The sequence below is a fragment of the Gluconobacter thailandicus F149-1 = NBRC 100600 genome, from assembly GCF_000964465.1.
Taxonomy (GTDB): domain Bacteria; phylum Pseudomonadota; class Alphaproteobacteria; order Acetobacterales; family Acetobacteraceae; genus Gluconobacter; species Gluconobacter thailandicus.
The window spans coordinates 128477-152332 of sequence record NZ_BANH01000017.1; the positions used below are offsets into that span (position 1 = coordinate 128477).

Below are 23856 nucleotides of genomic sequence, written 5' to 3' on the forward strand. Positions count from 1 at the left end.
AGGGCGTCTGTGAGGGTTTTTATGCTGCTATCCCAGTTGTGAGGTGCGCCAGAGACTTTGTGGGCGCATTGTTTGGAAGCCTGAACAGAAGTCTGTTTCTTCCCGGAATATGACATATTAACGAATCAGGGCAGAAAATCCTTGCATCCTCAGGATGGGGGCTCTAACACCGCGCTTCTTGGCCCAAGGGGGCGATTTCGCCCAACAGGCTGTCTACTGGTTTGGGGGTACGTGATGAACGCACTTGCTCAACTGGGGATGGTATCGGAACTCCCGAGAGATATCCAGAACAGCGATGCTCACTCTGTTGAAGAGGAGCGCAAGGACTACTTTATTGAACGGGATGGCGAACGCTATGCCGGCAATCACCTGCTGATCGATTTCTGGGATGCCCGGAATCTTGATGATCCGGCACGCATTGATGAGACGCTGTGCGAGTCAGCGATTGCTGCTGGTGCGACGATCCTGCACAGCCATTTCCATCACTTCACGCCGAATGGTGGCGTGTCTGGTGTGATCGTGCTTGCTGAGAGTCACATCTCGATCCACACGTGGCCAGAGCGGAATTACGCTGCGGTTGACGTCTTCATGTGTGGTGCATGTGACCCGAATCTGTCGATTCCGGTCATGCAGCGTCTGTTCCAGGCTGGCCGCATCGAAGTTGATGCCGTGCGCCGTGGACGCGTCCAGGACAGGAACGCAAGCGCGTCCTGATCCTCAGGCAAGGACCGGCCCTGTGAGGCTGGTCCTGTTCTGCATTGAAATCCCGACAAGGAATTGAAGACCATGGCTGAAACATGGATCAACGAGACCCTGTACCCGGACTGGGGACAGCGTTTTCTGGTCACGCGTGAGCTTGCGCGCGTCAAATCTGACTTCCAGGATGTGGTGGTCTTCGAGAGCTCCAGTCATGGTCGGGTGCTGGTTCTGGATGGTGTTATCCAGATCACGGAGCGCGATGAGTTCGTTTATCAGGAAATGCTGACGCATGTTCCGGTTCTGGCGCACCCGTGTGCCAAGCGCGTTCTGATCATTGGTGCAGGTGATGGTGGCGTTCTGCGCCGCGTTCTGGAGCACAAGACCGTTGAAAAAGCCGTTATGGTGGAAATCGACGGTACGGTGATTGAGCTTTCCAAGCAGCACCTTCCAAACATTGCTGGGGATGCCTGGAACGACCCGCGTGCGGAAGTAATTGTAGGCGATGGTATCGACTACGTCGCCAAGGCTGCTGACGGATCTTTTGACGTCATCATCGTTGATAGCACGGACCCGATTGGTGTTGGTGAAGTGCTGTTCACGGATGAATTTTACAGCAACTGCGCGCGTATCCTGTCGGATGAAGGTCTGATCGTGAACCAGTGCGGTGTGCCGTTCATGCAGGCGGATGAACTGTATGAGACGAGCCTGCGCCGTGCGAAATTCTTCCCGCATGTCTCTGCTTATGTCGCTGCTGTTCCGACCTATGTCGGCGGCTTCATGACGCTGGGTATGGCGTCCAAGGGGCAGGCACCGAACACGCAGACGCTGGAGCAGATCCGTGCGCGTGCAGAGGCTGCCAATATTCTTGGAACGACGCGTTACTGGACGCCGGAAATTCACGTCGGGTCTTTCAATCTCCCGCCGTATATTGCCGAGCATCTTCCGAAGACGGACAAGTAAGATGCTTTCCCCTCATCTTGTGACAAGGTGAGGGAAGTTTAGATACAGCGTTCGAGGCTGCTGCTCATACGTTCCAGAAGCGTTATGAGAATGTCTCGCTCGAGTGGGGTAAAGCCTTTAAACGCTTCCTCACTCGCTTCTTCCATAATCGGAATGATTTTCTGGCTTTTGGTCAGGCCAATGGGTGTAAGTCGGATCTGGCTGACGCGTTTGTCGTTGGGATCGGGTTCACGCTCGATGAGACCGTCCCGTTCCATGCGTGCCAGTAGGGTGGCCATACCGGGCTGCTCGATGCCTGCGAATTCGGCCAGGTATTTCTGGTTGAGGACTTCTCCTTTTCCCAAAGCGAGAAAGACCGGGATTTGTCCTGCTCGCATTCCGGCGGGTTTCAGTTTTTGTTCCATTAGGTGCGTGAACAGGCGCCCCGTTGTGGTGGCGAGGAAGCCAATGGAGAGACAGGGAGCCTGATTCCGCATGGGGAAACTGCCTTAGGTGGATAGTGTGGATAGAATGCATAACATGTTATGCATTTAGTCTAAAGAGGCCAATGAGAAGAAGAAAAGCCATTTTCCCCCGTTATTGGAGGCAGGGAAAACGGCTGAAGATGATTATGGTTTCGTGGGCTGAACTGTGCTCTGGCAGCGGTGATCGCGGTAGAGCGCCCACTCTTCGCAGGTTTGCCCGGAAGGGAGGTGGCACATTCCGCTTTGACCAGTTGGCCCGCTCACGATTTCAAGTGTTCCGCCCTGTTTGATGCAGCTGACGCTGGCGGGGTTGGGTATGCCGATTCCGGTGTGTGCGGGTTTGGTCGGGCTGGATGATGCGCAGGCTGCGACCAGAAGAAGGGTACAGCCGAGGGCGCTGTTTCTCAGTGCGTTCATGTTAAGGAGCCGTTCTTGTGAAAAAGCGAACGCTTTTTTCGACTGCGCCCAGAGCCTTTGTCGTTTCTGCGAATTTCGTAAAATGAGGTGTTTTGAGGTGTATGTCGAAGGCGGCCTGATCGGTGTAGCGCTCGACCAGCACAATGGTGTTGGGGTCTTCGTTTGAAGTGATGACATCGAAGGCGAGGCAGCCGGGTTCGTCTGCGTTAGAGCGTTCGCTGTCATAGGTGCAGTTCTCCAGAAAAAGAGAGCGGTTCTCCGGCTTGATGGAGAATTCTGCGATGACGGTCAGTTCGCCAGCCATTGTGGCTCCTTCCAAAGTCTAAAAATGTCCAGAAATCGTAACGCAGAACAGATCGTAACGATTGCGAAGAAATTGGGAAACTGGCAGGATCGGGCTCGACCAATACGGGAGAGACTGGCCTTCAGGGCTGGCGCCGAAGGAGCAACCGCCCCGGAAACTCTCAGGCCAAAGGACCGAGTTGGTCGGTAAATTCTGGAGAGAGGTGCGCCTGACGTACCCGCCGACGGGATAGCGATCTCAGGCGAAAGGACAGAAGGGGCGGCGTTTTCCGGATATTCCGGGCGCGTCTGCACCTTCACGTTCTGACCGGGCCGGACCTACCCCATGACCGACTCTCTCCAGCGTACCCCGCTTCATGCACTCAATCTGGAATTTGGCGCCAAAATGGTGCCGTTTGCGGGTTATGAGATGCCGCTTCAGTATCCGGCCGGACTTATGGCCGAGCATCTGCACACGCGTAGCAAGGCTGGGCTTTTTGACGTGTCCCATATGGGGCAGATCCGGATTGCTGCCAGAAGTGGCGATGTCCGGGACGCTGCACTTGCCCTTGAGAGCCTGATTCCGGCTGATTATGCGGGGCTGGCGAAGGGGCGGCAGCGTTATGGATTTCTGACCAATGACGCTGCAGGCATTCTGGATGATCTGATGGTCGCCAATATGGGGGATGATCTGTTCGTCGTGGTGAATGCGTCCTGCAAGGAGCAGGATGCGGCACTGATTGAGGCAGCTCTTTCCGACCGTTGTGTTGTCACGCGGCAGTTTGATCGCGCGTTGATGGCGTTGCAGGGACCGCAGGCTCAGGACGCTATCGCGCCTCTTTGTCCAGCAGCGGCAGATATGCGTTTTATGGATGTGATCGAGACGGAGCTTGCTGGTGTTCCGGTGACGCTGTCACGTTCGGGTTATACCGGTGAAGACGGGTACGAAATTGGGTGTGCGGCCGCTGATGCGGAGACTGTTGCGCGGGCGTTGCTGGCTCAGCCACAGGTTCTTCCCATCGGCCTTGGGGCCCGGGATTCGCTTCGTCTGGAAGCAGGTCTTTGCCTGTACGGCAATGATATCGACACCACGACCACACCGATTGAAGCGTCTCTGGCCTGGGCCATTCAGAAAGCCCGGCGCGAAGGGGGCTCTCGTGAAGGAGGCTATCCGGGCGCTGAAATCGTTCTGCGTCAGGCCCGTGAAGGTGTCAGCCGCAAGCGTGTTGGCCTGATGGCGGAGGGGCGAGCGCCTGTTCGTGCGGGGGCGAAGCTTTTTGCGGATGCGGAAGGCCAGAAAGAGATCGGTCTGGTGACGTCAGGGGCGTTTGGCCCAACGGTCCAGGCGCCGGTGGCGATGGGATATGTCGCAACAGATTACGCAGACAAAGACACGGCGCTGTTTGCCGAACTGCGTGGAAAATTCGTTCCGGTTCATGTTCGGGCGATGCCGTTCGTGGCGCCCGGTTTCAAGCGTTAAGCCAAGGAAAAGCAGCGATGACGACTTATTATACCAAATCGCATGAATGGGTCCGTCTGGACGGGGAAGAAGCAACAGTGGGCATTACGGCTCATGCTTCTGAGGAGCTGGGCGAACTGGTGTTCGTGGAAGCCAAGGACGAGGGCACGGACGTGGCGGCTGGCGATGCTGCTGCGGTTGTGGAATCCGTCAAAGCGGCGTCTGACATCTATGCCCCGGTCACGGGTGTGCTGTCTGGCTTCAACACGAAGCTGTCCGATGAGCCGACGCTGGTTGGCAATGATCCGGAAGGTGAGGGCTGGATCTTCAAGATGAAGGTTTCCAACCCGGACGACGTGATATCCCTTCTGACGGCAGAGCAGTACAAGAGCCTCTGACATTCTGTGATGGGTCTGGCTTTTGCCGGGCCCATTTTTCTTTCCCTGCCCATCAAGACTTCCAGAGAACGATACCGTGACGATCCTGTGGCCTGAACAGACCGAAGACTTCAGCTCCCGCCATATTGGCCCACGCTCCTCTGAAATTGCGGAGATGTTGCAGACGATCGGGGCGTCCAGCCTTGAAGATCTGATTGACCGGACGGTTCCGAAAGCCATTCTTGATCGTGGCGATCACGGGATTGGCGCGGCGCTGACGGAACAGCAGGCTCTGGCGCGTTTGCGGGAGATTGCGTCCCGGAACCGTGTTCTGACGTCCATGATCGGGCAGGGATATTACGACACGGTTCTTCCGCCGGTCATTCAGCGCAATATTCTGGAAAACCCGGCCTGGTACACGGCCTACACGCCGTATCAGCCGGAAATCAGTCAGGGCCGCCTTGAGGCACTTCTGAACTTCCAGACGCTTGTGGCCGATCTGACAGGGCTCGATATCGCCAATGCGTCTCTGCTGGATGAGGGCACGGCCTGTGCAGAGGCGATGGCGCTGGCCAAGCGTGTCTGCAAGTCCAAGTCTGACCGGTTCTTCGTAGATGCCGACACGCATCCGCAGACGCTGGCTGTTCTGAAGACGCGGGCCGAGCCGCTGGGTTGGGAAATCGTGGTGGGTGATCCTGAGACGGATCTGGATGCGTTGTCCGTGTTTGGTGCGCTGCTGTCCTATCCGGGGTCGTCCGGAGCGGTGCGTGATCCGCGTGGTGTGATTGAGGCTGTTCATGCACAGGGCGGTATTGTTGCCGTGACCTGTGATCCGCTGGCTCTTGTGATGCTGGAAAGCCCGGGGGCGCTGGGCGCAGACATCGCTATCGGGTCCATGCAGCGTTATGGCGTGCCGATGGGCGGTGGTGGCCCACATGCCGGGTTCATGGCGACGAAGGATGCTTACAAGCGGCACATGCCGGGGCGTCTGGTCGGTGTTTCGCGTGATAGTGCCGGGCGCCCGGCGTATCGGTTGGCGTTGCAGACCCGTGAGCAGCATATCCGCCGTGAGAAGGCGACGTCCAACATCTGCACGGCGCAGGTTCTGCTGGCCGTTATTGCGTCCATGTATGCGGTATATCATGGTCCGGAAGGGCTGAAGGCGATTGCAGGTCGCACGCATCGTCTGACGGCTATTCTGGCTGCGGGCCTGAAGGCTTTGGGCGTGACGGTTGAGACGGAAACGTTCTTCGACACGCTGACAGTTCAGGCTGGTTCCGACGCACAGGGCATCATTGCCAAGGCTCTGGATGCCGGGATCAATCTGCGTGATGCGGGCGAAGGACGGATTGGTCTGTCCTGTGATGAGACGACGACGCCTGAGACTATCCGGGTGCTGTGGCAGTGCTTCGGGGCGGATGAGGCGCATATTGCGGTTCTGGAGCGGGAGCTCTCTGTTGAAGAAGGTCTGCCTCAGGCGCTGTCCCGTCAGGCGGCTTTGCTGACCCATCCGGTGTTCCATGTTCATCGGTCAGAGACGGATCTGTTGCGGTATATGCGGTCTCTGTCTGACAAGGATCTGGCGCTGGACCGGACGATGATTCCGCTGGGCTCCTGCACGATGAAGCTTAATGCCACAGCGGAAATGATTCCCATCACCTGGCCTGAATTCGGGCGGATTCATCCGTTTGCGCCGAAGGATCAGCAGGCTGGGTATGCGGAACTGTTTGCGTATCTGGAGCGGACGCTGTGTGCGATTTCGGGCTACGATGCTGTGTCGCTCCAGCCGAATTCTGGTGCGCAGGGTGAGTTTGCGGGCCTTTTGGCGATCCGTGGGTATCATCAGGCGCGTGGGGATATGGATCGGGATGTGTGCCTGATCCCGGCTTCCGCGCATGGGACGAACCCGGCGTCTGCTCACATGGTGGGGATGCGTGTTGTTGTCGTGGCCTGTGACAGCAATGGCAACGTTGATGTTGAGGATCTGAAGGCGAAGATCGCGCAGCATGACGGGCGTGTGGCGGCCATCATGATTACCTATCCGTCCACGCATGGTGTGTTTGAGGAACGGATTGTCGAGATCTGTGACCTTGTTCATGCGGCTGGTGGGCAGGTTTATCTGGACGGTGCGAACCTGAATGCACAGGTTGGTCTGGCACGACCGGGTATGTACGGGGCTGATGTTTCGCATTTCAATCTGCACAAGACGTTCTGCATTCCGCATGGCGGTGGTGGACCGGGTATGGGGCCGATTGGTGTCGGGAGCCATCTGGCGCCGTATCTGCCGGGTCAGAACGGGATTGCCGTTTCTGCTGCGCCGTATGGGTCAGCGTCCATTCTGCCGATCTCTGCGGCGTACATCATGATGATGGGGGATGAGGGGCTGCGCCGGGCAACGGAAGTGGCCATCCTGAATGCGAACTACATTGCGGCACGTCTGGAAGCGCATTACCCGGTGCTTTATCGGGGCAGCAACGGCTTTACGGCGCATGAGTGCATCGTTGATCTGCGGCCCCTGAAGGATGCCGTGGGTGTAACGGTGGACGATATTGCCAAGCGTCTGATTGATCATGGCTTCCATGCGCCGACGGTCAGTTTCCCAGTGGCCGGGACGTTTATGATCGAGCCGACAGAGTCTGAAGAGAAGGTCGAGCTGGATCGTTTCTGCGATGCGATGATCGCCATTCGGAAGGAGATTTCCGAAGTGGAGGCGAGTGCGGTTGCGATCGAAAGCAGCCCGTTGCGTTTTGCGCCGCATACGACGGCGGATCTGGCAGGTGAGTGGGATCGGTCTTACAGTCGTGAGACGGGATGTTTCCCTGGGGGTGTTTCCACGTCCAAGTACTGGTCTCCGGTGGGGCGACTGGATAATGCCTGGGGCGATCGGAATCTGGTCTGCTCGTGCCCGGATATTTCTACGTATGCAGACGCGTAAGCGGACCTGGTTTTGATGCAGAAGGCGCCCTGAGAGGGGCGCCTTTTTTGTTGGGACGCAAACGGATCAGATGCTGACTTTGACCCATGTGGCGGACGTCAGTTCTGCGAGGCGTTGCGGCGTGAGGACCACGGAGGCGTTGGTGGCACCGCCAGCGGGGATGATCTGTTCGAAGGCGCGCAGGGAGTCATCGCAGTACACAGAGAGAGGCTCGGGGAGACCGAAAGGGCAGACGCCGCCCGGTGGATGGCTTGTCAGGGCCAGAACTTCTTCACCGTTGAGGAAGCGGGGGCGGCCGCCGAGAGCCTCTTTCGTCAGGCGGTTGTCCAGGCGTTTTGTGCCTGCCATCACGACGAGAACAGTTCTGGCGTTTGGTCCTGACCCGACCTTGACGCCGAGGGTTTTGGCAATCTGGTCCGGTTCGACGCCATGTGTGGCGGCAGCCTCTTCGACGGTCGCTGTGGAGCTGCTTGTCACGATGACGGAGAGATCAGGGGCGCGAGTGGCGAGGTCTTCTTTGACGCTTTCAAGGCTCATGGGTGTTGGCTCCGGCGACGGGAAAAGGATGTTTCATGTGAAACATGGGCGAGACTTCTGAAAACCGATCTTTTAGAAACGGACTTTGGCAGGCTCATGGATCGAATGTTTCATGGAAGTGCCGCGTTCCGTTTTCTGAAGGATCTTATGATGAGCCATTCTGCCTGTGTTGTCGCTATCCTGACTGTCGCTTCTGACAAGGCGCGCGACCTGGAGCTGGAACTGGTGCGCTGCACGGTGGCGTCTCGTAAGGAAGAAGGGTGCCAGCGTTATGTGATTAGCCGGGATATGGAGACGGCAGGGCGGTTTACGGCGGAGGAGCGCTGGGCATCCACTGAAGCTTTTGAGCAGCATCTTGAGACGCCGCATTTCCGGGCTCTGGCGAGGTTGCTGGATCGTCTGGATGCCGCGGTGCAATTGATGCGCGTGGAGCCTCTGGATGAAATCAGTGACGGGGTCTGAAAGCAGTTTCAATTCTAGTGGGAATGTGTCTCTTCTGGGGTGCCGCTGTTGGAGCGACGGAACGGGGATAAAGGAGAGACACCCATGACTGCATCTGTGACGTTCAAGGTTGAGGGCATGTCCTGCACGGGATGTTCAGGCAAGTTGCAGAAGGCGCTTGAGGCTGTGCCGGGTGTGTCGGCAGCGGAAGTCACGCTGGAGCCGGCTCAGGCTGTCATTCAGTATGACGAGGCGAAGGTTTCGCCTTCCGCACTGAAGGGCACTGTTGAAGATGTTGGTTTTGACGTTGGTGGCTGAGTGAAGCCGACTGGCGATCAGAGCCTGAGATGCAGGCTCTGATAGGCCATAATGAAATGGACGCCCGTTACGTTCGTGGCGTTCAATTCTCCGAAAATACGGGCCACGGGATCGTCCTGACGTTTGGGCGTTGGTTTGACGTGCGTGATGATGACGGGAAGGCCTTGAAGGCTGGTTCCCGCGACCGTTTGCAGATCCTGTAGTTCTTCCTGGACCCAGTGGGGTGTCAGATGGCCGTACAGGTGGCTGGTGGGCTGGCCGTTGTCATAGGAGCACTCCATCAGAATGGCATGGAGGCGCTTTTGCTGAACAAGTGGTGAGATGGCCTGCCAGAGGTAATGAAGATTGTCTGCGTGCTGAGGCGTATCTGCGCCTGTATCACCCAGATAGAGCAGGGCGTCTGATCCGCTGGTCAGCAGGAATGCTGTTGATTCCACGCCGCCATGGTTGAGGGAATAAGCCTGAACCTGAAGTGGGGTCTGCGGCAGGGAAACGGCTTTTCCGGGTTCAAGGTCCTGATAATGATACAGGCCTAGGCGCGGTGTGGGGCCGCGATCGCCCATATTGGGCCAGACCTGCCAGTTGAAGACGTGCTCGGCCAGAACCGCGTTGACGGACGAAAGTGCCAGAATGGGTTTGGGGGCATCATCTGGCGAGATGGCCACGAGGCCGGCGATATGATCCAGATGGGCGTGACTGATGAGGTAGGCGGTGATCCTGTCGTGAAGGATTTCTTCTTCTTGGGATAAGGTTTTTGATGCCAGGGTGTGTGTGTCAAAAGCGCCGGCTTTTGTTGCTTCCTTCAGGCCGTGCAGGACGGTTCCTGCATCGCAGAGGACACCTTTGTCTGACGTGGTTGGGCGGATGAAATAGGCGCTTAGGTTTCCGTCTTCCAGGCCACCCTCTGCACCAAGAACCACGATGTCAAAATCCGATGCTTTGCTGCATGCGGGAGCTACGAAGAACGGAAGCGCTATCAGAAGCTTCTGCAGGCAGGTTATGAAGCGCATGGATGATGGTCTTTCCCGTTTGGGGTAGGGCTATTTCCGATAGTGAGGAAGTCCGAGCCCTTTGATGAGGGCCAGGGCGCGCAGGGCAAAACCGGCAGTAATGGCGATTGCGGCTGCGAGTGTTGTGGGCAGGCCTGCTGCGGTCAGAAGCACATAGCTGCATGAGGAGAGTGCCACGGCCGTCACGTAGAGTTCAGGGCGGATGATGATGGAGGGAACACCAGCAAGAACGTCCCGGAAGATCCCTCCCATGCAGGCGCTGACAATGCCCATGAGGGCTGCTGGAATGAGGGGGATGCCGTAAGCGATGGCTTTGGCAGAGCCGTACACGCCGTAAGCGGCAATTCCCATTCCATCGAACCAGTCCACGGCGCGTTCTGACCAAAGGCGTCCAGGGGTGAACCAGACGAGCAGAGCGCAGACCATGCAAACGGTGATGCCGGCAGAGTTGTGCATCCATGCGACCGGGGCGCCGATCAGCAGATCACGCACGGTTCCGCCTCCGACGCCTGTGATGGCGGCGAAGAACATGAATGTCAGGATCGTCAGGCGTTCACGCGCGGCGGCCAGTGCTCCCGAAACGGCGAACACAGCGGTGCCGGCGATATCCAGAACCGGCAGAATGGAGGTTGAGAAAGCCTCGAAGGCGGGATGCATCATAAGGGATGCCGTAGCAGGGAAACTGCGCACAAAAAAGCCCGGCGCGATGGCCGGGCTTTCTGTTTGACAGATGTCTGTTCGGATCAGACCGAATAGTACATCTCGAACTCTGCCGGGTGCGGCGTGTGTTCGAACTTGTAGACTTCTGCCCACTTGATGTCGATGTAGCTCTCGATCTGGTCCTTGGTGAAGACGCCGCCTTCGAGAAGGAACGCGTGATCTTCCTTGAGGGCTTCGAGGGCTTCACGGAGCGAACCGCAGACCGTCGGGATCTGAGCCAGCTCTTCCTTCGGCAGTTCGTACAGATCCTTGTCCATGGCGTCGCCCGGATGGATCTTGTTGCGGATGCCGTCCAGGCCAGCCATCAGCATGGCAGCGAAGGCGAGGTAAGGGTTTGCTGTCGGGTCCGGGAAGCGGACTTCAATGCGCTTTGCCTTCGGGTTCGTCGCATGCGGGATACGGCAGGAAGCGGAGCGGTTGGCTGCTGAGTATGCGAGCAGCACTGGCGCTTCGAAGCCCGGGATCAGACGCTTGTAGGAGTTGGTGGACGGGTTCGTGAAGGCGTTCAAGGCCTTCGCGTGCTTGATGATACCACCGATGTAGTACAGCGCGTCGTCAGACAGGTCCGCGTACTTGTCACCAGCGAAGGTCGGCTTGCCGTCTTTCCAGATAGACTGGTGAACATGCATGCCCGAACCGTTGTCGCCAGCGATCGGCTTCGGCATGAAGGTGGCCGTCTTGCCGTAGGAATGGGCGACGTTGTGCACGCAGTACTTGTAGATCTGCATGAAGTCAGCGGACTTCACGAGCGTTGCGAACTTCGTGCCGAGCTCATGCTGGGACTGTGCAACTTCGTGATGGTGCTTCTCGATCGGCAGGCCCATTTCGCCCATCGTGGAGAGCATTTCAGCGCGCAGGTCGTTCTCGCTGTCCACCGGCGGGACAGGGAAGTAGCCACCCTTGATGACAGGGCGATGGCCCATGTTGCCTTCCGGGTAAGCCTTTAGCGAAGAGCCTGGGCCTTCGATGCTGTCGAGCTGGTACGTGCCGAAGTTCGGGCCCGTGCCGAACTGCACGTTGTCGAAGATGAAGAACTCGGCTTCCGGACCGAAAAACGCCGTATCGCCGAAGCCGGCTTCCTTCAGGTAGGCTTCTGCCAGCTTTGCGGTCGAGCGCGGATCACGGTTGTAGAAACCACCGGTCTTTGGGTCGACGATGTCACAGAACAGGATGAGCTGCGGCTTTGCGGAGAACGGGTCCATAACGGCCGTTTCCGGGTCCGGCAGCAGGACCATGTCGGACTCGTTAATGGCTTTCCAGCCCTGGATGGACGAACCGTCGAACATGAAGCCTTCAACGAAGGTGTCATCTTCAATGGTGGAGACCGTCTGGGTCGTGTGGTGCCATTTGCCCTTGGGATCGGTGAAGCGCAGATCGACGAATTCAGCCGCGTGCTCCTGGATCATTTCGAAAACGCGTGCTACGGCCGCGGGATTCGGTGCCGGTGGCTTGCCAGCTGCGGCTTTGGTCTTTGGTGTTGCTGCCTTGGCGGAAGCGCGGCGCGGAGCTGCTGCCTTCGGTTTGGCGGTGGAGGAAGTAGGGGCTTTTCTGGCCATCGATCTGTCGCCTTGCATCGTGTGAACGGCTTCAAAACGATTACGGGACAATTTCCCATCTGTCGAGTACGACACAGCGCTTCATTTTATCATCTTTTGAAGAAAGGAAATGTCCGGAAACGGGGTTTCAACTGATCAGGTATGGCTTTCCCCCATATAAGGTATGGGGTAAATGCTTCTTGTTGTATGTTGTTCGATCGGGAAAACTTCAGGATTTCAAAGTGAAGACGTTTCTGATGGGGTGTCTGCAGGAAGGCTGGTTCAAGACCATAGAATAGAATGGGATAGAATAATTGCGGGAAGGGAGTGGCTTTTCAGGCGGCGCTCCTCCTGCAATGGTGAAAACTCCTTCTTGCTTCTGCCAAAGTGCCGGTTCATGAAAACGCCTAATCGTTATCTTTCGTCGCTTCCTACAACTGTGTTCACGGTCATGTCTCAGCTCGCGGTCAAGCATGATGCGATCAATTTGGGGCAGGGGTTTCCGGATACTGAGGGGCCTGCGGATATCATCGCGGTTGCCGCCGAGGCTTTGAAGGATAATCGGAACCAGTATGCCCCGTTGACCGGGTTGCCTGAACTGCGTGAAGCGGTTGCAGCTTCCAACAAGCGTTTTTATGGGCTGGAGATTGATCCCGCGACGGAAGTGGTCGTGACGTCTGGTGCAACGGAAGCGCTTGCGGCCTGCCTGATGGCCGTCGTGGAAGCTGGCGATGAAGTGGTTCTGATTGAGCCGCTTTATGACACTTATCTTCCGATGCTGAAGCTGATCGGGGCTGTTCCGAAATGTGTACGTTTACAGCCGCCGCACTGGGAACTTCCCATAGAAGAACTTAGAGCCGCTTTTGGACCCAAAACGAAAGCGATGATTCTGAATTCTCCCATGAACCCTGCCGGAAAAGTGTTCTCACAGGCAGAGCTGGATCTGATTGCGGGACTTGTTCGGGAACATGATGCTTATGTGGTCTGTGATGAGGTGTATGAGCACTTGACGTTCCACGTGAAACATATCCCGTTGATGACATTGCCTGACATGCGGGAGCGGTGCATGAGGATTGGCAGTGCGGGGAAGAGCTTCTCCCTGACGGGGTGGAAGGTCGGTTATGTGACCGCTCCGGCGGCGCTGGCGTCTGTTATTGCGAAGGCTCATCAGGTGATGGTTTTTGCCACGGCGCCCAATCTTCAGCGAGCGGTGGCTCATGGCCTGAATAAGGACGACGGCTACTATCAGGGCCTGTCAGCGGATCTTGAACTGCGGCGGGACCTGTTGCGGGATGGTTTGCATCGTCTGGGGTTTGAGACCCTTCCGGCTGATGGGAGCTACTTCATCGTGGCCGACATTACGCGACATGCGCAGGGGCGGACGGATGTGGAATTTGCAAAATGGCTGGTTGAGCATGCCGGTGTTGCGACCATTCCGGTTTCTGCGTTCTACGATCCTGAGGGCCCAGCGGCTCCGCAGAACCTGATCCGCTTTGCGTTCTGCAAGAAGCCTGAAATCCTTGAAGAAGCACTTCGACGGCTGGAAAAGGCTCTGACCTGAGCCTGTCCTCTTCTATTCAGCGTCTCACGCACTATCTCTGAACCTCGTTTCGCCCTCTCAGCCAGGAGATCAAGATCATGTCCATTGCCGCAGAAGCGCTGGGAGCTCTTGCTACAACCGATGCCCTGTTCTTCGACCGCCCGGGATCTCGACTGACCCGGGATGGAGCTGAGGCTCTGGTGGCGCAGGGTCTGGAGGGCGTGGACGATGGGGAGCTTTTCCTGGAATACCGGGAGAATGAGGGTATCTCCCTGGATGACGGAACGATCCGGTCTGCCAGCTTCACGACGTCTTCAGGGTTTGGTTTGCGTGCTGTTCTGGGGACCGAGACGGCTTTCGCCCATTCGGACGAAATGAGCGAAGAGGCCCTTGCTCGTGCCGTGAGTACGGTAGGGGCTGTTCGGCAGGGGCGCAGTGGCATCATGGCGCCTGGACCGCGCTCCACAAACCAGCGGCTTTATGCTGATTCCAGACCTCTGGAAGGTACGGATTTTGCGGCACGGGCAGCCGTTCTGGGCGAGATTGATACGTATGCGCGTGCACTGGATTCGCGCGTTGTGCAGGTGAGCGCCAGTCTGAGTTCTGAGTGGCAGGCGGTGCAGATCATGCGCCGGGCGGACGCTGGTGGCCGGGTTGCTGATCTGCGACCATTGGTGCGTCTGAACGTCTCTGTCGTTGTTGAAAAGGACGGCCGTCGTGAAAGTGGAGGGCATGGGCAGGGTGGCCGGTATGATCTGGAGCGCCTCCTCGATGCTGAAACGTGGAAGGCGGCCGTGGATGAAGCCCTGAGGCAGGCGCTTCTTAATCTGGATGCTACGCCTGCGCCCGCGGGAGAAATGGATGTTGTTCTTGGCCCGGGCTGGCCGGGTATTCTGCTTCATGAAGCCGTGGGTCATGGATTGGAAGGCGATTTCAATCGTAAGGGAACATCGTCGTTTACGGGCATGGTTGGCAAGCGTGTGGCTGCGCCGGGCGTTACGGTGATTGATGACGGCACGCTGCCAGAGCGTCGCGGTTCGTTGAGCATTGATGATGAGGGCACCCCGACGGGTCGGACGGTTCTGATCGAGGATGGTATTCTTACGGGGTATCTGCAGGATCGGTTGAACGCTCGCCTGATGGGGGTTTCTCCGACTGGGAATGGTCGGCGAGAGTCCTATGCCCATGCGCCAATGCCCCGGATGACGAACACCGTTATGCTGGAAGGGAGTGCGACCACGGAAGAGATGATCCGCTCAACGAAGCGGGGTCTGTATGCGGTCAATTTTGGCGGTGGGCAGGTTGATATTACGTCCGGGAAGTTCGTTTTTGCGGCGTCGGAAGCCTATCTGATTGAGAATGGAAAGGTGACGCGCCCCGTGAAGGGCGCCACTTTGATTGGTAATGGTGCGGATGCCATGAACCAGATTTCCATGATTGGATCTGATGTGGCGCTTGATCCCGGGATCGGAACCTGTGGAAAGGCCGGGCAGGGTGTTCCGGTAGGAGTGGGCCAGCCGACACTGAAGCTGTCTGGTTTGACGGTTGGCGGAACGGCCTGACGTTTCAGAACTTCTGGATTCCGAAAATATGAAGGCACGAATGGCTGGTTGAGCGTTGAGGCGCTGCAAAAGTTGCGTATGGTGGCGATGTTTTGTTCCATCAACCAACGTAATGGTGCTTAAAAATCAACATTCGTGTTTTTTCATTCTCTGCGCTTTTCCTTGTAACTCCGTGCTGCCTGACCTGCTTTTCGCTTTCAAGGGCCTATGCTGCGTCTCAGACTGTTTCTGAGCAGTGGTATACGGGGTCTTTGTTTTCGCCCTCTCCAGCGGAAACAAAAGCTGGCGTACTCGCTGTCGAACCGTATCTTCAGGGATCTGTTCCATCGGGTCGATTTGACTCGCTGGGAGAAGTCCGACCTGTCACCGCTCAGAAATCAGTGTCCCAATACACATTGATTAAATACGGTTTGACGGATCGGCTTTCGATCTATTCGTTGCCGACGTTTTCCTACGGATGGGGAAACGGTAAGAGCAGCACGGGTGTAAAGTTCAACGATCTGCCAATCGAGCTTCACTATAATATTCTTACAGCCCGTCCTTCGCGGTATCGGCCGTCTGTGACGGCTTATGTGGGTTTTATTGCACCCACCGGGGATTATTCCGGACTGTCACATTCTCAGGACGGTGTGGGGCAAGGTGTCTGGTTTGTACGCTTCGGTTTTCAAAGCCAGTCCGTCTACAGGGTCATGGGTCACGCTGTGCGGTTGCGTGTCTGGGCTGTAGGACGACAGGTTCTAACGACCGCGCATTTGCGCGATACGACCAGTTACGGAACATCGGATGGCTTTTCAGGAACTGGGCATCCTGGAGCGTTTGGTAATGAAGGCGCGTCTTTTGAGTATGGGCTGACAAAACGCTGGGTGATGTCTCTGGATCTTTATGGCACCTGGGCCGGCTCGACTGAACTTGTGGGAAAATATCGCAAAGCCATGCAGGCGGTGCATACTCAGTCGTCCTGGTCAGGTTCTTATAATCTTGGGCCAGCGATAGAGTACAACTGGAGTCCGGACATGGGTTCTATTGGTGGGATTATTGTCCCATTTACTGGGCATAATACGTCTAGAGCCATTATGCCGGAAGTGGCCGTTAATATGGTCTTCTAGTACCGGAATGTCTGATTGAAGGAGGGCTACTGTTATGGGGCATAATTATGCCAAGCCACTGACAAACCAGGTTCGTCTTGAGCGCGTTCTCAGCCGCTTGCCGGAGGATTGGTCGCTTCGGATCGAGCGGGAAGCCGGTCAGGGATGGCGTGTCTGGATGCAGCCGCCAGCCCATGACGGTCAGTGGAGTGAGCCGCACGCGGTTCTTGCTGATGCGATGGAAGAAGTGTGGCGTGCGGTGAGGTAAACTTCAGAACGCTGGATGATAGATCAGCATTGCGAAGACACGGTTCACAAGTGGATAGACGAGGAACTGGATCAGGAGCAGCAGGATCATGGGTGCGAAATCCATGCCTCCCGTATTGGGCAGGATGTTCCTGATGGGGGTCAGTAGAGGTTCGACAACCCGGGCCAGTGTGTTGAACAGCGAGTAGAAAAACCGGTTACGGATATCCAGAACGCCAAAGCCGAGAAGCATGGACAGGATACAGTAAGCCAGAAGGGCCCAGACGAAAGCCTGAATGATCATCAGGATAATGGCGTGCAGGGCAAGCATGCTGAAAACCTCGTCGGAAATCACGAAAGGCCCGGTGATCGCCGGGCAGGAAAGGGTTTTGTATCTGTCCAGATGGAAGAGGACAACTCTACTCCGGAACGCTTGACAGAAACAGCCAGCGTAGGAACTATCAAATTCACCATGGGGCTGTAGCTCAGTTGGGAGAGCGCCTCGTTCGCAATGAGGAGGTCAGGGGTTCGATTCCCCTCAGCTCCACCATGGTATCATCTCCTGCTATAATGTGTTGAAAATGCTAGGAAATTTATCCTGCCATGGTAGAGAAAGCTGGGGTTTTCGCCTGACTCCACAGGTGACTCCACATTGGCAAAATTCAGAAATGGTGGCTCATATTTCAGACTAGATAAGTCTGGATATGTTTTCCGGGTGCGCGTGCCTGTCTCTGTTCAGGGTAAGGTTGGCAAGGGCGAAATAGTGCGTCCATTGAAGACCGAAAGCGGCAGGGTTGCTCGGTTTCTAGCGGCTGCTATTGGTCTGCACTTACCTGAGTTGTGGACGATGGTGGCGGGCATGGAACATCAAAACGAAATTGAATTCGTGTTGCAGCAGTGGTTTCAGAAGGAGCTGGATGCTGCATGGCGAATGTTTCGTGGAATAGAGGACGATGAAGGTCGTTATCTACAGCGTGAATTTGCTGAAATGCAGATAGAGTCACTGGGTGAAGATTGGCGTAGCGGTCGATATGGTCGTGTGCCTGACAGTTTGCTTGAGCAGATTGAATGCCCGCCAAGCCCAGAGTCACATGCCTACACGTTGCTAGCTAGTCAGGCGCATCAGGCTCTGGGACAAATTCAAGATGCGATTAGTCGCTGGGCAAACGGGCAGCGTGACTATCGTCCTGACTGGCGGCCTACGCTGGATCGTGGGGTCTTTCCACCAGTTCCCCTCTCTGAAGCTATTAAAGTTGCACCATTAGATAAGAGTGAAGCTGCTGACGATTCAGTCGTGCTGAAAGAAGCGGTTTCTGATTATCTTCGAGCTGTCCAACGCGAACGAAACCCTACGGAAAAGGACCTGCGGCAAACCAAAACCCATTTATTGGCTTTTGTGCAGTTTATAGGAGCGGATCGGAGGGTTGCGAGCATTTCGAGGAGAGACGCGGGCGCTTACTTCGAAGCGGTGCAGAAGCTGCCCCCTAATTTTCAAAAGATAAAAGAGCTTAGGCTCAGTGTGACGGGACAGTGGGAATGGAACTACCAAGGTGTCCGGGATTATGTGGGATTGCCGGGGATTCGGTGGGATAAAATCCCGGTTGGCTGCCGAGTGTGGGGATTGCAAGTCCTGCCGGTTTAATTTGGGGCGCGGACACTCATATTGGAACTTGAGGTTCGGCGCGGCTGATCTGGACAGTCATAATGGAACTTGAGGGCCGGATTGGCCCTGCTGTTCAAAAGCGTCTTAAGAGGCGTTCAAGAGGCTCTTAAAAGCCCATTTCAAAGCGGCCAACCACTTTGCCTACAACACGAAGTTCTGCGTCCGGGTCGGCGCTTGCCCAGCACATCTTATTCATAGGTACGTCGAACGTGTTGTAGCGCGGATTGTCGCTTATGACGCTGATGTTGTGCATGTCCTTAATAGAGAGGCGCTTAACGATCAGGCGACCGTGGAGAGACAGCATAAAGAGGCCATCAACAATATCCTGTGGCGCGTAATCTACTAATATTGTCTCCCCCGACCTTATTGTGGGGGTCATGCTATCGCCCTGGACACGGACAAAGAATATTTTTGAGCTCCAAACACCAAGAACTTGACGTATAAACTTCTTAGAAACCAAAAAATCCTGAGAATCTACCCATTCCGAGGGATATACTCCTACGCCAGCGGATGGTTCTACTTCAAAAAACTTTACAGGTAGTGCGTCGTCATCTTCGTTTTTCTGGGTAACGGCAGCCGCTGTCCGAAGTGGAATAGTCTCGAGCGCAGGTGTGGGCTCTACGCCCTTTGCGAGCCAGTCCAGAGAGACTTCACAGGCATCCGCGAGTGCAATCATAGCGCTGGCCTTCATATCCCGACCTGCCAGATATCGGCTTAAGGTGCCGAGCTTCATGTTTGCGCGTGCGGCAACCTTGCCATTTCCCCCGGCTTGCCTAACCGCTGAATGAAGCCGTTTGGCGCGTTCGGAGATTTCCTCTTCACGTTCGTCATGATCCTGCTCAACAGCGAATTCATCGATATCGTCGTTTGGTAAGTTGGATAATGACATTTGTGCAGTCTTTTCAGTGATTTATCAGAATTGAGGCATAAATTACAAAAAGTTAATGGACGAACGGCAATATCAGCTTTGACATTTGTGCATTTTGGTTCAATCTCCCGGATACCAAACGGGGATAAATATCCGTCTGGATGTTCAAAAAGAAGGCCGGGGGCAACCGGCCTTGAGTTGAGGACCACGCATTATGGCACACAAAACGTGCGGAATGCACATTGAAGACATCAAGGCGGAGCTGAGAAAGAAGTACGGTCCTCTGACCAGTATTTCCCGTGATCTCGGTTTGGCCAAAAACGCCGTTAGCGCCACGATTTCCCAACCGGGATATTCTGTTCTGAATGAGCGCCGTATTGCCAAACTTCTCGGGCGAACTGTCTTTGAAGTGTGGGGCAAGGATCGGTTTCATGAGGACGGTACTCCGGTGTCGCGTGTTGCTGACAGAACACCTAGCAGCCGCGTTCCTGCCGATCTGCGTCAAAACGGAGTGGCAGCATGAACATCGAACAGATTGCCGTTTCCGAGATCTCGTTTGGGGATCGTCTGCGGAAAGTTGATCCGGATTATGTTGCGCTCCTGAAGACTTCCATCAGCGAAGATGGAATTCGCCAGCCGATCGAACTTCGCAAGAGCCGCAAGGGTTACGTCCTGATTGCCGGGGCGCACCGACTGACGGCAGCGCGGGAGCTGGAATTCGACACGGTTCCGTGTCTGATCAAGACGGCTAATGAGACCCAGGCGAAGCTGCTGGAAATTGACGAGAACCTGTTCCGTCGTGACCTGTCGGTCATGGATCGGTCAGCGTTTCTTGCGGAACGAAAGGCAATCTACGAAGAGCTTTATCCCGAGACCAAAGCGGGTGGCGACAGGCGTTCAGACCAAAACGACAAGCTTGTCGGTCTGGTCCCGACGTTCACAGCCGAGACGGCTGAGAAGCTGGGTTGCTCAGGGCGCTCTATTGAGCGTGCCATCGCACGGTTCAAGGGTATTGATCCGGATATCCGGCGTCGCATTTCGGGTACGTGGCTTGAGAACAGCGGTGCGCAACTGGACCTGCTCTCCAAGATGCAGGGTTATCAGCAGGATGATGTCGCCAAGTATGTCGAGGCCAATCCGAACAAGCCTGTGAAAATTGCGGATATTGTCGGGACAGCCAAGGAGAAGGCCGCGAAGAAGACGGCGCTGGAGCAGTATCTTGCGATCTGGCGCAAGACGGATGGCTTTGGCCGCAATGCGATCATTGATGCTGTTGTTTCGACTGATCCTGTCCGTGTTTTTGCGATGCTTTGGGCGAAGGCCAGCGAGGAAGACAAGCAGAGCATTATCGAGGATATCGCGCCGCTGCTTCCGGGCTTTTCTGTGCGGGAGGCTGCGTGATGCTGGAAGTTTCTGAACGGGAAGAACGGGCACGGAACCTGACACGGAAGGCCAAGCTTGTTGGTGAAATTCTGCACCGAGAACGCATCGCCCAGGGCTTGTCCCTCACCGAAGTTGCAGACCAGGCAGAAGTCCATCGGGACACCATCAAGAAGATGGAGAAGGGAGAAGTTGTTACACGCTGGACGACACTAATGGATCTGATCTGGGTTCTGGATCTTTCGGAGGCTGCCTGTCTCGAATTGTTCCGGGTGGATATGTCTACTCGGAGGGCTGCGGCATGAATAAGATCTCTTTTGATGTCACGCCCGATGAAGCGCTGGTGATCGGTAAGATCGTATCTCGTTATCTCAAGCTGGTAAAACGGCACGGGCAAGATGAAGAGTTGCAATCTCGGATGGATATCACTGCCTGCCATGCAAATGGCTGCCGTCTTAGGTTGGCAGAGCTTCTGGTCGCTAATGACTTCAATTTTATGCACGATTGCGTCGGGATTGAACGCCATCTCTGTCGCCAGACAGGGGCACTAAAAGGTCTTTACCGGCCCCGGTTTTCCGAGCGTTGCAGCGATGGAGCGTTGGCATGATCCGGTCTGGTGAGCAGCTTGATCTGCTGGCGTGGGCTCCACCTGAGACGGTGCTGTCTTTCGATCCGCAGATGATCCGGGGGAATTCGTATTCCAGCCGTCTGTCTCGGGCGATTTCGGTGTCTTTGGATAGCTGCGGATATTCGCGGGCGGAGATTGCCGAGCGCATGAGCCAGCATATGGGGCGGAAGATCAGCCTGAATATTCTGAACGCCTATGCGTCTGTAGCACGGGATACGCATGAGATTTCGGTATCGCGGTTTAATTCGCTGATCTGTGCGACCGGTGATCGGAGATTGGCGGAATTTGTAGCGGCCGATCACGGCTGGAGTGTGATCGACCGCCGATACCTACCGATGATCGAACTTGCGGCGGTTGGCGAGTTTAAGCGCGAGTTAGCCAAGAAAGAAAGGGCTATTCGCGGCGCTGTTCGAGGGGGGAACTGGTGATGGAAGTGCATTTTTATACCTCCGTGCATCTGTCATCCCGTGTGGGCGGTGGTCTGATGCTTCGTCTGGTGATGAGTCCGGACACTGCTTCACCCCTGCATTTCGCGACTGAACTTCTCGGTGGTGGATATTTGATCTTTGAAAGAATGTCTGATGCTGCCGTGGGTATGGGCTGCGGCTTGGCGGGTCGCGTGGTGGCAACACGTTTGAGAACCATGACCACACGCGGAAGGTCACGATCACGGTTGCTGATCAGAAGTCGGTCAATCAGGCGATTGTGGCTGCCCAGGCGCTTCTGAACCAGATCCTGGATGACATGATGGGGACCGTATCAGCGGACCTGCGCAAGGTGGTGAACAGTGCCTTTTCCCGTCATCCAACCAGTGGCCGGATCTCGACCGAACGCATTCTGGCTCTGAAACGTCAGGACTTTGATCATCCACTCTGGCCGGAGGCTCGCAAGGCACTGTCCGATGCTGTGGAGGTGATCGGGAGCCGGACTTACCTGCGGTTTTACATGCGGGAGACCAGCAAGGAAGGCTGGAAAAACATCGACCTTAATTTCTCTTCGCTGTGAGGGTGTGATGAGCAAGGTATTTCAGATTGACGTCGTTCAGACCGTGTCCGTGACGCTGAAGGACTCAGCATTTACGGAACAGTTTATGGAAGAGTATCGGGCCAGCTTTTCTCCGTTTTTCGAGCTGGTGGAGCATGCCGAGCATATCGGGCAGTTGGTTGGGCGCGGCGTGATGGATGAGGTCACGCGCTTCTCTGGAGCTAAGCAGTTCATTGAGGGTTATGGCCCGATCGGTGATTTCGTTGAAAAGGCGGAAATCACGGAGACGACGGTCGATGAGGTGATCTCGTGAGCAAGCATCTAGAACAACCCGTGCGGACGCGGGAAGAAATCGAGACCGAGCTTCAGAGGCTTTTTACTCATGGCGTCCGAGGACCGAACGCAGCATGGCAAATCGTGCATCGTATTTTTGATGAGGTACGGGATTATGGCGCGGAGGAACAGCGCCGGAAGGATGTGGAAGGGCAAAAGCCTGTTGCTTGGCTTATTGAGGATAAAAGTAAGGGCGTACCTGGGAAAGCATTTACAGAGGATCGCGCGGTTACCTGTAAAGGCGATGCTGACTATTTCGTACGTTTCAATTTCAGCGCCCAACCTTTATTTGCACACTCCGCCAACGTCGCCGCGCTGGAAGCGGAGATTGCGGAGTTGAAGGAAGCTGAGCGGCTTGCGCGGGCTGATGCTGAAGCAAACAAGGCGCGAGTTTCAGTGCTGCTGGACCACCTTAAAAGGGCTGAGTATGCGTCTCGAAAAGATAGCCTCACCCCGATCGAACGTCTTGAAAGCGTACAAGCTATCTTGCGCGTAGCTCTCTCCAGAGAGGTGCAGTCGTGATGGCGGCAGATCCGAAAAATACGCGCTATGCCAAGCTGCGCATTGCACAGAAGCAAATGGGCTTGGACGAAGACGCTTATCGGGACCGGCTGGAACGGGAGACGGGAAAGCGGTCTGCGAAAGAGATGACAGTGGCGGAACTGGACAAGGTTCTGACGGGGTTCAAGCGGGACGGATTTCGTCCCGCACCTCCCAGAACTGGAAAGGCCACCTCTTCCCGGCCAGAGGTTCGGAAGGTTTTTGCCCTCTGGGGTGAACTGGCTCCTTCCCTCCGATCCGGGGGCTCTCGGGAAAGCCTGCGGGCTTTTGTGAAGCGGATGGTTGGTGTGGACGATCCTAATTTCCTTTCGGGTGCACAGGCGGGTGTCGTGATTGAGGCGCTGAAGGCTTGGGGGAAGCGGGCATGACTGTTGCCAGGAAGAAATCCACAAAACCGAAGCCACGCATGGACGGGTGTGGAGAGAAACCCAAAGGAAAACGCCCTACTGCTGCCCAGTTGGTAGCTACGCGCAAAGTCATCACTATTCCTTTGGCCAAGGTCGGTAAGGTTCAGCAGGCTTCCACGCTGACGACAGTTGAACGCCAGCGCTTTGAAATGCTGGAAGCCATGCTTCTGAATCTCAGGCGTGCTGTTGCAATGGTTCTGGTGAATGGGATTGACGGAAATCAGGACACGCTTGAGGAGAAGGCCGGAGAGCTGACGGCGATGCTGAACATCATGGAGAAGCGTGGTGACCTGCGGCCCGGTTGTCTGATAAAAAAATGTCAGGATGTTGCGGATCAGTTGGACGAAGATATTTCGAAGCATTGTTTGCAGAGTTGATTTCAAAAGAGCCCCTTCACCGGGGCTCTTTTTTTGTCTGCATGATTATTTTTGACGTGGTACACTTC

General features: G+C 55.9%; 31 protein-coding genes, 1 tRNA gene and 2 riboswitches. Of the genes, 23 read left to right on the forward strand and 9 right to left on the reverse strand.

Annotated features, from left to right (window positions below):
• Window positions 1-234 precede the first annotated feature (234 nt).
• Together speD and speE are read left to right on the forward strand one after the other, a co-directional pair.
• A complete protein-coding gene (gene speD / locus B7444_RS05940) occupies window positions 235-714 on the forward strand; it encodes an adenosylmethionine decarboxylase (RefSeq protein ID WP_010504462.1) in 480 nt (159 codons plus the stop codon).
• Window positions 715-786: 72 nt separating this feature from the next.
• Window positions 787-1659, forward strand: coding sequence for a polyamine aminopropyltransferase (speE, locus tag B7444_RS05945; RefSeq protein WP_035729552.1), 873 nt, complete (start codon window positions 787-789; stop codon window positions 1657-1659).
• A 38-nt stretch (window positions 1660-1697) separates the two neighbouring features.
• Here the strand turns inward: speE and B7444_RS05950 are convergent, their stop codons facing one another.
• From B7444_RS05950 to B7444_RS05960, 3 genes are all read right to left on the reverse strand, one after another.
• The gene (locus B7444_RS05950; protein WP_007283010.1) at window positions 1698-2135 is read right to left on the reverse strand and encodes a MarR family winged helix-turn-helix transcriptional regulator; all 438 of its coding nucleotides are present in this window, start codon (window positions 2133-2135) and stop codon (window positions 1698-1700) included.
• A 132-nt stretch (window positions 2136-2267) separates the two neighbouring features.
• Complete coding sequence (locus B7444_RS05955) at window positions 2268-2540, reverse strand: putative hemolysin (protein ID WP_007283011.1); 273 nt, start codon at window positions 2538-2540, stop codon at window positions 2268-2270.
• A 1-nt stretch (window position 2541) separates the two neighbouring features.
• Window positions 2542-2844, reverse strand: coding sequence for a putative quinol monooxygenase (locus B7444_RS05960; protein ID WP_007283012.1), 303 nt, complete (start codon window positions 2842-2844; stop codon window positions 2542-2544).
• 95 nt (window positions 2845-2939) lie between these two features.
• Window positions 2940-3030, forward strand: a riboswitch (glycine riboswitch).
• A riboswitch (glycine riboswitch) is annotated at window positions 3031-3107 on the forward strand.
• Between the two features lie 61 nt (window positions 3108-3168).
• Here B7444_RS05960 and gcvT point away from each other — a divergent pair.
• The 3 genes from gcvT (at window position 3169) to gcvP (ending at window position 7593) form a co-directional block, all read left to right on the forward strand.
• On the forward strand, window positions 3169-4302 hold the full coding sequence (gene gcvT, locus B7444_RS05965; RefSeq protein WP_007283013.1) for a glycine cleavage system aminomethyltransferase GcvT: 1134 nt from the start codon (window positions 3169-3171) through the stop codon (window positions 4300-4302).
• 17 nt (window positions 4303-4319) lie between these two features.
• Window positions 4320-4679 (forward strand): glycine cleavage system protein GcvH, encoded by a 360-nt coding sequence (gene gcvH, locus B7444_RS05970; RefSeq protein ID WP_007283014.1) that lies wholly within the window; start codon window positions 4320-4322, stop codon window positions 4677-4679.
• Window positions 4680-4755: 76 nt separating this feature from the next.
• Complete coding sequence (gcvP, locus tag B7444_RS05975; protein WP_007283015.1) at window positions 4756-7593, forward strand: aminomethyl-transferring glycine dehydrogenase; 2838 nt, start codon at window positions 4756-4758, stop codon at window positions 7591-7593.
• 66 nt (window positions 7594-7659) lie between these two features.
• Here the strand turns inward: gcvP and B7444_RS05980 are convergent, their stop codons facing one another.
• Window positions 7660-8130, reverse strand: a complete 471-nt coding sequence (locus tag B7444_RS05980) for a YbaK/EbsC family protein (RefSeq protein ID WP_007283016.1) — start codon at window positions 8128-8130, stop codon at window positions 7660-7662.
• Between the two features lie 96 nt (window positions 8131-8226).
• Here B7444_RS05980 and B7444_RS05985 point away from each other — a divergent pair, with 96 nt between their 5' ends.
• Together B7444_RS05985 and B7444_RS05990 are read left to right on the forward strand one after the other, a co-directional pair.
• On the forward strand, window positions 8227-8592 hold the full coding sequence (locus tag B7444_RS05985) for a putative quinol monooxygenase (RefSeq protein ID WP_231502837.1): 366 nt from the start codon (window positions 8227-8229) through the stop codon (window positions 8590-8592).
• 84 nt (window positions 8593-8676) lie between these two features.
• Window positions 8677-8889 carry a heavy-metal-associated domain-containing protein gene (locus B7444_RS05990; protein ID WP_007283018.1) on the forward strand — a complete coding sequence of 71 codons (213 nt, stop codon included), beginning with the start codon at window positions 8677-8679 and terminating at the stop codon, window positions 8887-8889.
• A gap of 17 nt (window positions 8890-8906) precedes the next feature.
• Here B7444_RS05990 and B7444_RS05995 read toward each other — a convergent pair whose 3' ends face one another.
• The 3 genes from B7444_RS05995 to glnA form a co-directional block, all read right to left on the reverse strand.
• Window positions 8907-9899, reverse strand: a complete 993-nt coding sequence (locus tag B7444_RS05995; protein WP_231502839.1) for an MBL fold metallo-hydrolase — start codon at window positions 9897-9899, stop codon at window positions 8907-8909.
• Between the two features lie 30 nt (window positions 9900-9929).
• Entirely contained in the window at window positions 9930-10559 is a 630-nt protein-coding gene (locus tag B7444_RS06000) for a trimeric intracellular cation channel family protein (RefSeq protein WP_007283021.1), read from the reverse strand.
• An 83-nt stretch (window positions 10560-10642) separates the two neighbouring features.
• Complete coding sequence (glnA, locus tag B7444_RS06005; protein WP_007283022.1) at window positions 10643-12025, reverse strand: type I glutamate--ammonia ligase; 1383 nt, start codon at window positions 12023-12025, stop codon at window positions 10643-10645.
• Between the two features lie 526 nt (window positions 12026-12551).
• Here glnA and B7444_RS06010 point away from each other — a divergent pair.
• From B7444_RS06010 to B7444_RS06025, 4 genes are all read left to right on the forward strand, one after another.
• The gene (locus B7444_RS06010) at window positions 12552-13715 is read left to right on the forward strand and encodes an aminotransferase (RefSeq protein ID WP_007283024.1); all 1164 of its coding nucleotides are present in this window, start codon (window positions 12552-12554) and stop codon (window positions 13713-13715) included.
• Between the two features lie 77 nt (window positions 13716-13792).
• The gene (gene tldD, locus B7444_RS06015) at window positions 13793-15256 is read left to right on the forward strand and encodes a metalloprotease TldD (protein ID WP_007283025.1); all 1464 of its coding nucleotides are present in this window, start codon (window positions 13793-13795) and stop codon (window positions 15254-15256) included.
• A gap of 410 nt (window positions 15257-15666) precedes the next feature.
• Window positions 15667-16362 carry a hypothetical protein gene (locus tag B7444_RS06020; protein ID WP_231502840.1) on the forward strand — a complete coding sequence of 232 codons (696 nt, stop codon included), beginning with the start codon at window positions 15667-15669 and terminating at the stop codon, window positions 16360-16362.
• A gap of 34 nt (window positions 16363-16396) precedes the next feature.
• Entirely contained in the window at window positions 16397-16609 is a 213-nt protein-coding gene (locus B7444_RS06025) for a hypothetical protein (protein WP_007283027.1), read from the forward strand.
• A gap of 3 nt (window positions 16610-16612) precedes the next feature.
• On the opposite strand, the gene B7444_RS06030 is transcribed toward B7444_RS06025, so the two are convergent.
• The gene (locus B7444_RS06030) at window positions 16613-16942 is read right to left on the reverse strand and encodes a YggT family protein (RefSeq protein ID WP_231502842.1); all 330 of its coding nucleotides are present in this window, start codon (window positions 16940-16942) and stop codon (window positions 16613-16615) included.
• Window positions 16943-17061: 119 nt separating this feature from the next.
• On the opposite strand from B7444_RS06030, the gene B7444_RS06035 reads away from it, so the two are divergent.
• Both B7444_RS06035 and B7444_RS06040 read left to right on the forward strand, forming a co-directional pair.
• Window positions 17062-17137 (forward strand) — tRNA-Ala (locus tag B7444_RS06035).
• A gap of 102 nt (window positions 17138-17239) precedes the next feature.
• Entirely contained in the window at window positions 17240-18229 is a 990-nt protein-coding gene (locus B7444_RS06040; RefSeq protein WP_007283029.1) for a DUF6538 domain-containing protein, read from the forward strand.
• 127 nt (window positions 18230-18356) lie between these two features.
• Here the strand turns inward: B7444_RS06040 and B7444_RS06045 are convergent, their stop codons facing one another.
• Window positions 18357-19139: a LexA family transcriptional regulator gene (locus tag B7444_RS06045; RefSeq protein WP_007283030.1), complete on the reverse strand. Its 783-nt coding sequence runs from the start codon at window positions 19137-19139 to the stop codon at window positions 18357-18359.
• 193 nt (window positions 19140-19332) lie between these two features.
• Here B7444_RS06045 and B7444_RS06050 point away from each other — a divergent pair, with 193 nt between their 5' ends.
• The 10 genes from B7444_RS06050 (at window position 19333) to B7444_RS06095 (ending at window position 23788) form a co-directional block, all read left to right on the forward strand.
• Window positions 19333-19641 (forward strand): helix-turn-helix domain-containing protein, encoded by a 309-nt coding sequence (locus tag B7444_RS06050; RefSeq protein ID WP_146911309.1) that lies wholly within the window; start codon window positions 19333-19335, stop codon window positions 19639-19641.
• Entirely contained in the window at window positions 19638-20519 is an 882-nt protein-coding gene (locus tag B7444_RS06055) for a ParB N-terminal domain-containing protein (RefSeq protein WP_048855128.1), read from the forward strand. The genes B7444_RS06050 and B7444_RS06055 overlap by 4 nt, the downstream gene beginning before the upstream one ends.
• Window positions 20519-20803, forward strand: a complete 285-nt coding sequence (locus tag B7444_RS06060) for a helix-turn-helix domain-containing protein (protein WP_035729558.1) — start codon at window positions 20519-20521, stop codon at window positions 20801-20803. The genes B7444_RS06055 and B7444_RS06060 overlap by 1 nt, the downstream gene beginning before the upstream one ends.
• A complete protein-coding gene (locus B7444_RS06065) occupies window positions 20800-21105 on the forward strand; it encodes a DUF6874 family protein (RefSeq protein WP_035729561.1) in 306 nt (101 codons plus the stop codon). The genes B7444_RS06060 and B7444_RS06065 overlap by 4 nt, the downstream gene beginning before the upstream one ends.
• Window positions 21102-21554, forward strand: a complete 453-nt coding sequence (locus tag B7444_RS06070) for a hypothetical protein (protein WP_035729562.1) — start codon at window positions 21102-21104, stop codon at window positions 21552-21554. The genes B7444_RS06065 and B7444_RS06070 overlap by 4 nt, the downstream gene beginning before the upstream one ends.
• Before the next feature lie 172 nt (window positions 21555-21726).
• Complete coding sequence (locus tag B7444_RS06075) at window positions 21727-22131, forward strand: DUF3164 family protein (protein WP_081759377.1); 405 nt, start codon at window positions 21727-21729, stop codon at window positions 22129-22131.
• A 7-nt stretch (window positions 22132-22138) separates the two neighbouring features.
• Window positions 22139-22423, forward strand: a complete 285-nt coding sequence (locus B7444_RS06080; protein ID WP_035729569.1) for a hypothetical protein — start codon at window positions 22139-22141, stop codon at window positions 22421-22423.
• Window positions 22420-22965, forward strand: a complete 546-nt coding sequence (locus B7444_RS06085) for a hypothetical protein (protein ID WP_035729572.1) — start codon at window positions 22420-22422, stop codon at window positions 22963-22965. Before B7444_RS06080 ends, B7444_RS06085 begins: the two co-directional genes overlap by 4 nt.
• Complete coding sequence (locus B7444_RS06090) at window positions 22965-23372, forward strand: gp16 family protein (RefSeq protein ID WP_035729574.1); 408 nt, start codon at window positions 22965-22967, stop codon at window positions 23370-23372. Before B7444_RS06085 ends, B7444_RS06090 begins: the two co-directional genes overlap by 1 nt.
• The gene (locus B7444_RS06095; RefSeq protein WP_035729577.1) at window positions 23369-23788 is read left to right on the forward strand and encodes a hypothetical protein; all 420 of its coding nucleotides are present in this window, start codon (window positions 23369-23371) and stop codon (window positions 23786-23788) included. The genes B7444_RS06090 and B7444_RS06095 overlap by 4 nt, the downstream gene beginning before the upstream one ends.
• Window positions 23789-23856 lie beyond the last annotated feature (68 nt).